This is a genomic window from Flavobacterium sp. NPDC079362, assembly GCF_050267765.1.
Taxonomy (GTDB): Bacteria; Bacteroidota; Bacteroidia; order Flavobacteriales; family Flavobacteriaceae; genus Flavobacterium; species Flavobacterium azizsancarii.
This window is the reverse complement of record NZ_JBNNFM010000039.1, coordinates 14,114-27,064: the sequence shown is the minus strand read 5'-3', so window position 1 is coordinate 27,064 and position 12,951 is coordinate 14,114. Positions and strand designations below refer to the sequence as shown.

Below are 12,951 nucleotides of genomic sequence, written 5' to 3'. Positions count from 1 at the left end.
AACTAAGTATATCTCGGAGAGATTTATATTTGGTACAAAATATTTTGTTGTTTTTTCTACCAACATTTAACTCCTAACTAAGTATATCTCGTAGAGATTTATATTTGGTACAAAATATTTCGTTGTTTTTTCTACCAATATTTAACTCCTAACTAAGTATATCTCGGAGAGATTTATATTTGGTACAAAATACTTCGTTGTTTTTTCTACCAACATATAATCTCTCCTAACTAAGTATATCTCGGAGAGATTATATGTTGGTAGAAAAAATCACCAACCATATATTTGTTCCGTAGGAACTACACCTTTTCAATTGAACATGTTTGCTTTGATATTGTCATTGATATTGAACATTTCACCTCCCAATATTTAGCCAATCTTAATCAAACTATCTCATTTAAAACCAAGAAATTAATATTCGCTTAAGGTTAGATTAAGTCCAAAATAGTTAGATCATACATTCGTTATTATTGCAACTTATAACAATAACGCAAGATGTTTTACAAAGCGATTTCTCTGGTATTTTTATTTGGTGTTTTGAATACAAATGCACAACAAAACGACTCCATAACAAAAATTGACAGTACGTCACATCAATTAAAATTCAATTACAAACAATTGATTATTCCCGGTGTATTGATTGGATACGGTGTTATTGGTATTGCAAACGATCAGCTCTTAAGTTTCAATCACCAAATCAAAAATGAAGTTACCGAAGATATTGATAACAAAATCACTATTGATGATTTCTCTCAATATGCGCCTGCAGCTTCTGTTTATGCTTTGAACGCTTTTGGTGTAAAAGGCAAAAACAATATGCGCGATCGCTCTGTCATTTTTGTGACTTCGTATGTTATCATGGCTTCGACAGTTTTAGGATTAAAATCGATTGTTCATGAAGAACGTCCGGACGGAAGCTCGAATAATTCTTTCCCTTCAGGTCATACTGCAACTGCTTTTGCCGGAGCTGAGTTTTTATGGCAGGAATACAAAGACAAATCAATTTGGTATGGAATCGCGGGTTATGCCGTAGCAACCGGAACGGGATTATTTAGAATTTACAACAACCGCCATTGGTTAACAGATGTTGCCGCCGGAGCCGGAATCGGGATTTTGAGTACTAAATTGGCGTATTGGATGAATCCGTATATTACCAGAAAATTATTCAAATCATCCTCTGAAAATAAATCAACTTCTATGGTAATGCCTTTTTATAATGGACAACAATATGGATTGGGTTTTGTGAAGGTTTTTTAGAATTTTTTGCCACAAAGGAGCTAAGGCACAAAGTTTATTTAAAGCTACTCCCGATAGCTATCGAGCAATGTCATTAAGTTAAGCTTTTAAAAAATAAAATCATTGCAGATCAAATCCGTTTTTATCCGCGTTTTTACGAAGTAAATCTGTTTTATCCGCGTCAAAATTAGACGCTGATTTTACTGATTCGCTAAAGCGAAAACGCTGATAAAAACAGATTTTTCTAATTACTTTCTTGATTAAACGGTTAAGTAATTTTACAGATTTCTCCTTAACTTAATGACATTGAGCTATCGGGAGTGGCAAAAAACTTTTCTATGTATTCGACGTATTATTCTTAATCTCCATCACTTCCCTTTTCACCTCCAAAAGTAAATCTTTCATACTTTGAGATTCTGTTTGTTCATGACGTTTATCACTACGGCCAATGTTGCATTCGTATTCCCAGATTTCTAAAATATCTGAGGCTTTTACTTCATAATTCGGGTAAAAACGATTGTCTGATTCCAAAACCAAAGCATTCTTTTTGTTTTTATTGAGACGTTTGTAGACCATTCCCTCATTTTTGGTAATCAGGATATACGTCCTGCCATCCATTACTTCTCCTAACCTTTCTACATAACGGCCAATGATAATCGATCCGTCTTCGTGTGGCGGCATCGAATCTCCTTCTACAGGAAATCCTCGATGTTTTCCCGGTCCTAAAAACGGAAGGGAAACCTGCTGCAGACTCTCTATATATTCCGGATCTGCATATCCGTTTAGATAACCCGCTTTTGCTTTTTGGGATACAATTTCGATATAATTCTCGCCAAAACTATCTACTTGTATGGGCAAAATAAGTCGGTTGCCTTCTAATTTTATCAGGTTTTCTATATTGATTTTACGTATATCCACAGACAGTAGTAAATCAATACTCATATGAAAATATAAAGCAATCTGCTTTAAGATATCATATGGTGCTTCGGAGGTTCCATCTTCGTACTTAACGTATCTTCCTCGGGTAATTCTAAGGTTTTCAGCTAATTTCTCCTGAGATATTTTATGCTTAACCCTCAATGCTCTGATGTTATCTGAAAATAAGGACATAATTAATTTGTTATAATTTGGAACAACAAATATACAAAAAAATGTTATCATCTGTACTAATTTTGTTTCATACAAAAACAAGGAGATGACAAGGGCAATTGTACACATGGATTTGGATACTTTTTTTGTATCCTGCGAAAGACTAACCAACTCAGAATTAAGAGGTATTCCGCTTATCATTGGTGGTGGTGATCGTGGTGTTGTCGCTTCTTGTTCATACGAAGCACGTTATTTTGGAGTACGTTCTGCAATGCCTATTCATATGGCGATGAAACTTTGCCCAAAAGCCAAAATAATGAAAGGTGATATGGAATTATATTCTCGATTGTCACATGATGTTACGCAGGTTATTCAGGAAAAAGCACCGATAATGGAGAAAGCCAGTATCGATGAATTTTATCTCGATATTACCGGTATGGATAAATTTCATGGGAGTTATAAATGGACAGATGAATTGGCACAATCGGTTATTAAAGAAACCGGATTACCCATTAGTTTCTCCTTATCTGTTAATAAAACGGTTTCTAAAATTGCAACCGGCGAAGGCAAACCAAAAGGAAATCTGGAAATTCCGCAAGGAAATGTACAAGCCTTTTTAAATCCGTTATCGATCCAGAAAATCCCTATGGTTGGCAATGTCACTTTTCAGCTTTTATCACGAATTGGCGTTCGTAAAATTCAGACTTTATCTGAAATGCCTCCCGAAGTTTTACAGCAAATGATTGGTAAAAACGGTTTGGATATCTGGAAAAAAGCGAACGGAATTGACAACACGCCCGTGGAACCATATACCGAAAGAAAATCTATTTCTACAGAACATACTTTTTCTCAGGACACAATAGACATTATCATGCTAAAATCGATATTGGTTGGAATGGTCGAAAAATTAGCTTATCAACTTCGATCAGAACAATGGCTAACTTCAACCATCACGGTAAAAATACGTTATGCCAATTTTGATACTGAAACCAAACAATGCAAAATCGCTTATACATCAGCAGATCATATACTGACCAAAAATGTAATGGAGTTATTTGATAAAGTGTATCAGCGTCGTATGCGATTACGTTTGATTGGTATTCGCTTTAGCGGATTGGTTCGCGGAACATATCAAATTGATCTTTTTGAGGATACTCAGGAAATGTTATCGCTTTATGCAGCGATGGACAAAATGAAAAGCCGTTATGGTTTTGATGCTGTAATGCGTTGTGCCGGTGCTTCTTTTAAACCAAATACTAAAGATGAAATTTTAAAACGTATCAAATAAATCATGTATCTCAATTGTCATTCTTTTCATTCGCTTCGCTATGGCACGATTCCTCTTGATAAACTTATCGAGCAGGGCGTTTCTTACGGTGTAAAAGCTATGGCACTTACGGATATTAATACTGTAACCGGAATTTATGATTTTATAAGAGCCTGTGATAAAGTTGGAATTAAACCTCTTGTGGGAATGGAGTTTCGATGTAATCATCAATTTAGATATATTGGTCTGGCTAAAAACGCTGAAGGATTAGGGGAAATGAATCGCTTTTTAACGGAACATAATTTTAGTGGAGAACCTTTACCTGTAATTGCTCCGGAATTTGATTCGGTTTTTGTAATTTATACTTTAGAAAATGCTCCGAAAATACTTCGTGAAAATGAATTTATCGGAATGCGACCTGAGGAAATTTCCAAGCTTTTTACTTTAGAATTTAAAAATAGAATTTCCAAAATGGTAATTCTTCAATCTGTAACTTTTACAAACAAAAGAGAATTTAATCTGCATAAAATTCTACGAGCGATTGATACCAACATCATATTATCGAAGCTAACTGAATCTGATTACTGCAGAACTTCTGAAAAAATGTTGGTTTTAGAAGATCTTTTACCTTATTATGAAAGTTATCCTGAAATTATAGCGAACACGCAGCTAATAATAGATTCATGTCATTTCGAATATGATTTTAAATCTCCAAAGAATAAGAAATTTTACACTAAAAATCGTCAGACTGATATTGCAAAACTCACTCAATTGGCTGAGGAAGGTTTGATTTGGCGATATGGTAAAAACCATACTTTGGCAAAAGCCCGCATTGAAAAAGAGCTTAAAGTAATCGATGAATTAGAATTCAGCGGTTATTTTTTAATTACCTGGGATATCATTCAGTATAGCAACAGCCAGGGTTTTATGCACATTGGCCGGGGCAGCGGTGCTAATAGTATTATTGCCTATTGTTTAGGAATTACCGACATCTGTCCGCTGGAACTGGATTTATATTTTGAACGTTTTTTGAATTTAAACAGAAAAAGTCCACCTGATTTTGATATCGATTGGAGCTGGAAAGAACGCAATACTATTTTAGAATATATCTTTGGTAAATATGGTCGCAATCATGTGGCTTTTTGCGGCACGAATGTCGAATTCAAACACCGGTCAATTTTTAGGGAAGTCGGAAAAGTATTTGGTCTTCCAAAAGAAGAACTGGACATGCTGGCAAAAAATCCCATGGCATTACACGAAACAAATTCTATCGTAAAGTTGGTTCAGGAATACAGTATGATGATGAATAAATATCCTAATCAGCGTAGTATGCACGCTTGCGGAATCATTATTTCTGAAGAACCTCTTACCAATTATACACCTCTTGAAATGCCTCCAAAAGGTTTTCCTATCGTGCTTTTTGATATGCATATTGCCGAAGAAATTGGTTTTGAAAAATTTGATATTTTAAGTCAGCGTGGAATTGGTCATATTGATGACAGCGTAAAACTAATCGAGAAAAACCGAGGAATTAAAGTGAACATTCGGGATACTTCGATCTCTAAAGATGAAGCTGTATGCAATGTTTATCTGGCACAAGGCAAAACCATTGGTTGTTTCTATATCGAAAGTCCGGCCATGCGTGGATTATTGCGCCGGCTTAATTGCGATAATTATAAAATTCTGGTTGCTGCATCTTCTATTATTCGTCCCGGCGTGGCACAATCCGGAATGATGAAAGAGTATATTTTTCGTCATAATTTTCCGGATCAGTTTCAATATTTTCATGAAGTTTTTAAGGAACATCTTGGTGAAACCTATGGTATTATGGTCTATCAGGAAGATGTTATTAAAATTGCTCAACATTATGGCGGTCTTCCGGCTGCTGATGGCGATATTCTGCGTCGCGCCATGTCAGGAAAAGGACGTTCTCTCGAAGCACTTCAAAAAGTAAAAGATAATTTCTTTGCCAGTTGTGCCCAAAAAGGACATCCTGAAGGTCTGAGTCTGGAAATTTACCGCCAGATCGAATCTTTTGCAGGATATTCCTTTTGCAAAGCACACTCGGCTTCATATGCTGTAGAGAGCTATCAAAGTTTGTACTTAAAAGTTAATTATCCTGTAGAATTTATGACCGCGGTTATCAACAATCAGGGCGGCTTTTACAGAACCGAAGTGTATGTACACGAAGCACGTATGTCTGGTGCTACAATTCTTAATCCATGTGTCAATAAAAGCGAATATCAAACTACAGTTTACGGAACTGATATTTATCTCGGTTTTATGCATTTGCAGAGTCTAGAATCGAAAACGGCTCATTTAATTGAATCGGATCGGGAGAAAAACGGTGACTTTCTTTCTTTGGAGGATTTTATCAATCGTATTCCAATTGGGATTGAAAGCATAAAAATTTTGATTTTTATAGATGCTTTTCGCTTTACAGGAAAAACCAAAAATCAGCTTTTGGTTGTTGCCAGTTTACTTTTAAACAATTTCAAACCCGAAAACAGAAGTTTGATGCTTTTACAGGAACCTGTTAAAGAATATAAGCTCCCAACTCTAGAACGTTCTTTATATGAAGATGCTTTTGATGAAATTGAATTACTGAGTTTTCCTGTTTCTTGTACTGTTTTTGACCTTTTGCAAACCAAACATCGCGGCGATATTATGGCTAAAGATTTAGTGGTTCATCATAAAAAACAAGTTCGAATGCTGGCGTATCTAATCTCAAGAAAACAAGTTCCTACTAAAAAAGGAAACATGTATTTTGGGACTTGGATTGATCATGAAGGTACTTATTTTGACACGGCACATTTTCCTGATTGTCTGGCAAAATTTCCTTTTGAAGGTGGCGGTTGTTATCTTTTATTGGGAACTGTCGAAGTTGATTATCATTTTCCGACTATCACGATGACTAAAATGGCCAAAATGCCTTTTATTCCTGATCCTCGTTATATGGATGCTAAAGATCAATACAAAACACAACGAATGATCAAGGAAGACGTAAGTCCTACGCATCGGGAACCTTATCCGCAGGCACATGAAATTAATTTACCCAGACACCGAATGAAATTTCAAAAAACATAATTGAAAATTTGACAAGAATAAGAATCAGTTTTACGTTATATAAATAAGATGAAAAAGCAAGAATATGCCATAGTAGATATTGAAACCACCGGCGGAAACGCCAGTGGCAGCCGCATTACCGAAATTGCCATTATCATTCATGACGGAGAAAACGTGATTGATCGCTATGAAACGCTTGTTAATCCGGAAAAAGAAATACCTATTTCGATTTTTGCCTTAACAGGAATTAATAATGAAATGGTTCGTAATGCACCAATCTTCGATGACATTTCAGATAAAGTTTTAGAAATGCTTACAGATCGTGTTTTTGTGGCACATAATGTCAACTTCGATTATTCTTTCGTTCGCCATCAACTTGAGCAAGCAGGTTTTAAATGGACCGCAAGAAAATTATGTACTGTTCGCGCAGCAAGAAAAATCAGACCTGGTTTTGCATCGTATAGTTTAGGTAAACTTTGCATTTCGCTCGACATACCTTTAGAGAATCAGCATCGTGCCGGCGGCGATGCAGATGCGACTGCAATATTATTTTCACGATTACTCGAATGGGATGATGAAGGCCATATCGAAAAAATGATCAAAAACACATCACAAGATCAGCGTTTACCTCCTAATTTACCTCCTGAAGATTTTAATAACTTACCGGAAAAACCGGGCGTATATTATTTTTATAATGAGGTAAAAAAAGTAATTTATGTAGGGAAAGCAATTAATCTAAAAAAACGCGTGGCTTCTCACTTTAGCGGTCATAAGATCAATCCGCAAAGACAGCATTTTTTAAGGGATATACATTCCATTTCTTTTGAAGTCTGTGGCAACGAATTAATGGCGCTCTTGTTAGAATGTACAGAAATCAAGCATCTATGGCCAACCTATAATAGAGCATTAAAACGGTTTGAACCAAAATTTGGATTGTATCAATATGAAGCCCGCAACGGATACAAATATCTCGCACTTGGGAAACTCAATAAATTTCAGTCGTGCATTGAGCATTTCAGCAGTATAAATGAAGGGACAAATATATTGCGGAGTCTGACAGAACAATTTGAAATTGATTATAGATTTTGTAAATATCTAAGGCCTGAAGACGGAGAATTATTTCAAAATAATGATATAAAAGACTTGCCGGATGTTTCGCACCATAATGAGCAAGTCGACAATGCTATTGATTTTTTATTAAACAACAGGCCTACTTTTGCGATTATAGAAAAAGGAAGAACATCACACGAACGAAGCTGTATCTGGATCGAGAATGGTCATTTTTATGGTATGGGATATATTCCTTTAGATGTTGCGATTACAGATCTGCTAGAAGTAAAAAATTATGCTACACCTTATAAAAGTAATCAATACATCGAGCAATTGATTTTTGCTTATGCCGAAAAAAATCCGCGTAAAGTATTCTTTAACAAACAGTTTCTAAAATAAAAACATGAATTTGTGTAAATATAAAGGCGCAAAAAGCTGTAAATTTAATGATACAACTAATTAAATCTACTATGAAAATAGCAACTTATAACGTAAACGGGGTCAACGGACGGTTAAATGTATTATTAAAATGGCTTGAAGAAGCTAAGCCGGATATTGTTTGTCTGCAGGAACTAAAAGCACCACAGGATAAATTTCCGTTTAAAGCGATTAATGATGCAGGATATAATGCTATTTGGCACGGACAAAAGCAATGGAATGGTGTTGCTATTCTGGCTCTTAATATGGAAATTGAAGAAATAACACGCGTTCTTCCGGGTGATGATGAAGATATACAAAGCCGTTATATCGAGGCTTTGATCAATGGCATTGTGATAGCATGCCTTTATCTTCCAAACGGAAATCCTGCTCCGGGCCCTAAATTAGAATATAAACTAAAATGGTTTCAACGCCTGACTGATCGTGCAGCAACTTTATTAAGTTTAAAAACTCCGGTAATATTGGTTGGAGATTATAATGTCATGCCAACAGAAATGGATGTTTATAAACCTGAAAAATGGGTAAACGACGCACTTTTTCTACCTGAAGTGCGAAAAGCTTTTGCAGCTATTGTGGCACAAGGCTGGACAGATGCAATTCGGAAGTTATATCCTGACGAGAAAATTTACACTTTTTGGGATTATTTTAGAAATGCCTATCAAAGAGATGCGGGTCTTAGAATCGATCATTTTTTACTTAGTTCTGAATTAGTAAAAAAATTGGTTTCCGGGGGAGTTGACCGCTATGTGCGGGGCTGGGAAAAAACAAGTGACCATGCGCCGGTATGGATTGAAATTGACACAAAATAATTGAACAATGACACTATTTAGCGATACTGAATTATTTGCCACAGGTTTAACAGGAAGAAAAGTATTTGACCTGCCTGATGCAGAACTTATTTTGATCGATAATTTCTTTACTAAAGAAGAATCTGATCGTTTTTATGAAAAACTGCTTCATCAAACTAAATGGAGAGAATATGAAATGGAAATGTATGATAAAATCGTTACAGCTCCGCGAATGATTTCCTGGTATGAAGATAAAGATAATGTTGGAGCAGATCAAAACGGACCTAACTGGACTTACGAACTGTTGACTATTAGAGGCAGGGTTGAGAAAGAAACTCAGCTTGATTTTAACAGTCTGTTGCTCAATTTATATCGAGACGGCAATGATGGTGTTTCGTGGCACAGCGACAAAGAACATAATTCAGGGCCAAACCCCATTATTGCTTCGGTAACTTTTGGGGAGACCAGAATGTTCCGACTTCGCCATAAATTTCGAAAAGAAATTCCCCAGATAGAGATTCCTTTACATCACGGGTCATTTCTATTAATGGCAGGAACAACTAATAGTTTTTGGCAGCATCAGGTTCCTAAAACAGCCAAAAATGTATTGCCAAGAATCAATTTAACATTTAGAAGAACTAAACGAAGTGAATGATTCTAAATCACTCAAAATGAGTTTTTTTAAGTTCAAAAACGACGAGGAAAATTCCTCCTCTAAAAGTTAAAATACTCAGTACATGAACCTTTTATTAGGCAGAACCTATCTTTTTTACTACTTTTGCAACCTTTTTTTACCTATATATTACCACAATGGCTCACTCAAACAATGATTTATTGCGTTTCTTAGATGCGCAAAACAAACTTTATCTTACTGCTTTTTCTGAAATCAAAAAAGGAAAAAAAGAGACTCACTGGATGTGGTTTATTTTTCCTCAGATTAAAGGATTGGGCAAAAGCGATACTGCAAATTATTATGCCATTAACGATCTCAAAGAAGCAACCGAGTTCCTGGAACATCCCATTTTAGGAAAACATCTTATCGAAATTTCTGAGCTATTTTTGACTTTTAGAAGAAAATCAGCAGATGGAATTTTAGGAGATTTAGATGCACGTAAACTACGCTCTTCTATGACGTTATTTTCTTTAGTAGAAAATACAAATCCTATATTTCAGGAAGTATTAGAAGCATTCTTCTCCGGAGAATCAGATCCATTGACTTTGTCTATTATTAATTCATCTATAAAATCTTCTCTTGAAACTGAAATGGCGTAATTGCCACTACTAATTCATTAGATTATTTAAATTAAAAGACACTACATTTTTTGCTTTTGCAGATTGGTAGTGTTTTTTTTTGCCCACAGGTTTCACGGATTAAACGGATTTACGCTGATTTTTTATTACTCAAAATTAAGACACAAAAAATGCCTTGCTAAAAACAAGGCATTTATATTCTGAACTTACTCAAAGTAAAAAATAAGACCTGTATAAATCCGTAAAACCTGTGGGCAATACCACAAACTAAATCTAACCTGAAACTTTAAACCTGAAATAAACTTTTACTCTTTTGGTTTTGTTAAGTAGTATACTGGAATTCCGGTTAACATAATAAAAACTCCCCATCCACATGTTGAAAATTTTGTAATTAATAGCGAAATACAAATTGCACTTGCAATCACAATATACAATAATGGCAAAAATGGATATCCAAATGCTCTGTAAGGTCTTTCTACATCAGGCATTTTTTTACGTAAAATGAAAATTCCATAGATAGTTAGTATGTAAAAAATCAAAACGATGATAATTACGAAATCTAATAAATCACCATATTTCCCAGTCAGACACAAAGCCGAAGCCCAGATGCATTGCGCCCACAAAGCCCAAGCCGGAACACTCGATTTGTTTAAGACAGCTGCTTTTTTAAAGAACAATCCATCAGTTGCCATTGTATAATAAACTCTGGCTCCTGCCATAATTAATCCGTTGTTACAGGCAAAAGTCGAAATCATAATCATAATAGCGATAATCAACGTACCTATATTACCAAAAATATATTGAGAGGCCACCACCGCTACTCTATCAGATTTTGCTGTTGCAATTTCGTCTAACGGAATCACCGCCAAATACATTAAATTGGTCAGTACATAAATAATTGTTACAATAAAAGTTCCTAAAAACAAACTGAAACCAACGTTACGTTTCGGGTTTTTAATTTCTCCCGCAATAAATGTTACACCGTTCCACGCATCACTAGAGAATAATGATCCAACCATAGCAGCCGAAATTCCGCTAATCAAAGCTGTTCCGCTAATAGGCAGCCACGATCCTGTATCTTTATTAAACGAGCGTGTTGTCCAGGCATCTGCCCAGTTAGCGTCCCATACCGAAGCTTTTGCTGCCAATGTTAATCCAAAAATAATTAAACCCAGCAATGATAAAATTTTGATAATTGTAAGAACTGTTTGTAGAATTTTTCCGTTTTTGACACCGCGACTGTTAATAAAAGTTAGTAAAACAATCGTTAAAATCGAAACAATCTGCGCTGCATTAAGTTTAAAAGAACCCAATTCGTATAGAATATTTTCATCGCTTAACGGTATATACAAATAAGCCGCGAACTTTGAGAAAGCTACTCCAACTGCGGCAATAGTCCCAGTCTGAATTACAGCAAAAAAACTCCAGCCATACAAAAAGGCAATCAATTTATTGTAAGCTTCCTTAAGGTAAACATATTGTCCGCCAGCTTTTGGGAACATCGCACTCAGCTCACCATAACTCACAGCGGCAATAATAGTAATCAATCCGGAGATAAGCCAAATTAGCGTTAGCCATCCGGCTGAACCTACTTGTCTGGCGATATCGGCACTCACGATAAATATACCCGATCCGATCATAGAACCAACTACCAGCATGGTACCGTCTAATAATCCGAGTTCTCTTTTAAAATGTTCCTGGTCTTTTTCCTGCATGGTTTTGGTTTTTTGGGTTAGTTAAAGATATACTTTTTTCTGAAATTCCAAATCGTGAAGCTTCAAATTCCAAGTTGCGTATAAATGATCACAATTACGTTTACGGATTTCCATAAAATAATACTTTTTCATCTGTTTAAATTTGACACCTAATACAAGTATTACTCTAATAAGACTAGAAACATCTTAAAATCAAATAATGAAGACTATTAGCTTATTCTCAACTCTTGTGCTACGAATTATTATTCCGTAAATATCAACGAAGACACTCCTATTTTCACTTCTAAAAATGGAAAAGAATCAGTTACTATAATTCCAGAAGGATCTGGTGCATATATTAATAGAAGCGATAAAAAAGAAAGAAAAGTAAAATGGAGAAAATTTAAAGGTTGGGTCATAAATCCTGCATATAGCCATACATTCTTTTCCAGCACTTCAAGCAGCGACAACTCTTCTAATAGTAATTATACTAAATCCTCAACAAGAACTTCGTCTGGAGGAACTGTTCACGTAAAGGGCTATACAAGAAAAAACGGGACTTATGTTGCACCACACACACGAAGTTCTCCCAAAAGAAGATAAACAAAAAAGACATTCCTAATTAAATCAAAAAAAATGAAATTAATAATCCCACTTTTAATTCTTATTCTCAGTTACATACAAAATGAAGGAAAAGAAATCATCATCGAAGATCAAATTCAAAAAGCAAACAAAATCGAAGAAATTGCCTTAAAGACTTTTACTTATGAAGATATTGCCAGATATGCTATGGCATCTATTATGGGACAGCAACCGAAAATAATTTCTGCAATCAAAAAAGGGAATTTATATTATATATCGTATATTAGAAAATCAGATAAAAAGAAATTCGATTATAAAATAAAATTTGATGGAACTAAAATTATTTGGTCAAATATAGATGGAAGATGGAGGGATTCACAATATGATGAAAAAATCACTTTTATCGAAAAAAATAATAAACTCTCTATAATTCAAACTTTTAATGACGGTTCTAAGGATATTCAAGAATATAAAAGGGGTCAATAAGAAT

10 protein-coding genes are annotated in these 12,951 nt (G+C 35.1%); 8 read left to right on the top strand and 2 right to left on the bottom strand.

Annotation, left to right across the window (positions count from 1 at the left end):
• Positions 1 to 495 precede the first annotated feature (495 nt).
• The gene (locus tag ACQKCJ_RS21660; protein WP_271337815.1) at positions 496 to 1,257 is read left to right on the top strand and encodes a phosphatase PAP2 family protein; all 762 of its coding nucleotides are present in this window, start codon (positions 496 to 498) and stop codon (positions 1,255 to 1,257) included.
• 315 nt (positions 1,258 to 1,572) lie between these two features.
• Here ACQKCJ_RS21660 and ACQKCJ_RS21655 read toward each other — a convergent pair whose 3' ends face one another.
• Entirely contained in the window at positions 1,573 to 2,346 is a 774-nt protein-coding gene (locus ACQKCJ_RS21655) for an XRE family transcriptional regulator (protein WP_072965029.1), read from the bottom strand.
• A gap of 85 nt (positions 2,347 to 2,431) precedes the next feature.
• Here ACQKCJ_RS21655 and dinB point away from each other — a divergent pair, with 85 nt between their 5' ends.
• The 6 genes from dinB (at position 2,432) to ACQKCJ_RS21625 (ending at position 10,206) form a co-directional block, all read left to right on the top strand.
• Complete coding sequence (dinB, locus tag ACQKCJ_RS21650; RefSeq protein WP_427402898.1) at positions 2,432 to 3,613, top strand: DNA polymerase IV; 1,182 nt, start codon at positions 2,432 to 2,434, stop codon at positions 3,611 to 3,613.
• Positions 3,614 to 3,616: 3 nt separating this feature from the next.
• Positions 3,617 to 6,679, top strand: a complete 3,063-nt coding sequence (locus ACQKCJ_RS21645; RefSeq protein ID WP_271337819.1) for a DNA polymerase III subunit alpha — start codon at positions 3,617 to 3,619, stop codon at positions 6,677 to 6,679.
• Positions 6,680 to 6,727: 48 nt separating this feature from the next.
• Positions 6,728 to 8,107, top strand: coding sequence for an exonuclease domain-containing protein (locus tag ACQKCJ_RS21640; RefSeq protein WP_271337821.1), 1,380 nt, complete (start codon positions 6,728 to 6,730; stop codon positions 8,105 to 8,107).
• A gap of 47 nt (positions 8,108 to 8,154) precedes the next feature.
• Positions 8,155 to 8,955 carry an exodeoxyribonuclease III gene (gene xth / locus ACQKCJ_RS21635; RefSeq protein ID WP_427402897.1) on the top strand — a complete coding sequence of 267 codons (801 nt, stop codon included), beginning with the start codon at positions 8,155 to 8,157 and terminating at the stop codon, positions 8,953 to 8,955.
• Positions 8,956 to 8,962: 7 nt separating this feature from the next.
• A complete protein-coding gene (locus tag ACQKCJ_RS21630) occupies positions 8,963 to 9,589 on the top strand; it encodes an alpha-ketoglutarate-dependent dioxygenase AlkB family protein (RefSeq protein ID WP_427402896.1) in 627 nt (208 codons plus the stop codon).
• Positions 9,590 to 9,744: 155 nt separating this feature from the next.
• The gene (locus ACQKCJ_RS21625) at positions 9,745 to 10,206 is read left to right on the top strand and encodes a DUF1810 domain-containing protein (protein ID WP_271337826.1); all 462 of its coding nucleotides are present in this window, start codon (positions 9,745 to 9,747) and stop codon (positions 10,204 to 10,206) included.
• Between the two features lie 284 nt (positions 10,207 to 10,490).
• Here ACQKCJ_RS21625 and ACQKCJ_RS21620 read toward each other — a convergent pair whose 3' ends face one another.
• Positions 10,491 to 11,900, bottom strand: a complete 1,410-nt coding sequence (locus ACQKCJ_RS21620; RefSeq protein WP_271337828.1) for an APC family permease — start codon at positions 11,898 to 11,900, stop codon at positions 10,491 to 10,493.
• 615 nt (positions 11,901 to 12,515) lie between these two features.
• On the opposite strand from ACQKCJ_RS21620, the gene ACQKCJ_RS21615 reads away from it, so the two are divergent.
• Positions 12,516 to 12,947, top strand: a complete 432-nt coding sequence (locus ACQKCJ_RS21615) for a hypothetical protein (RefSeq protein WP_271337829.1) — start codon at positions 12,516 to 12,518, stop codon at positions 12,945 to 12,947.
• Positions 12,948 to 12,951: the final 4 nt, after the last annotated feature.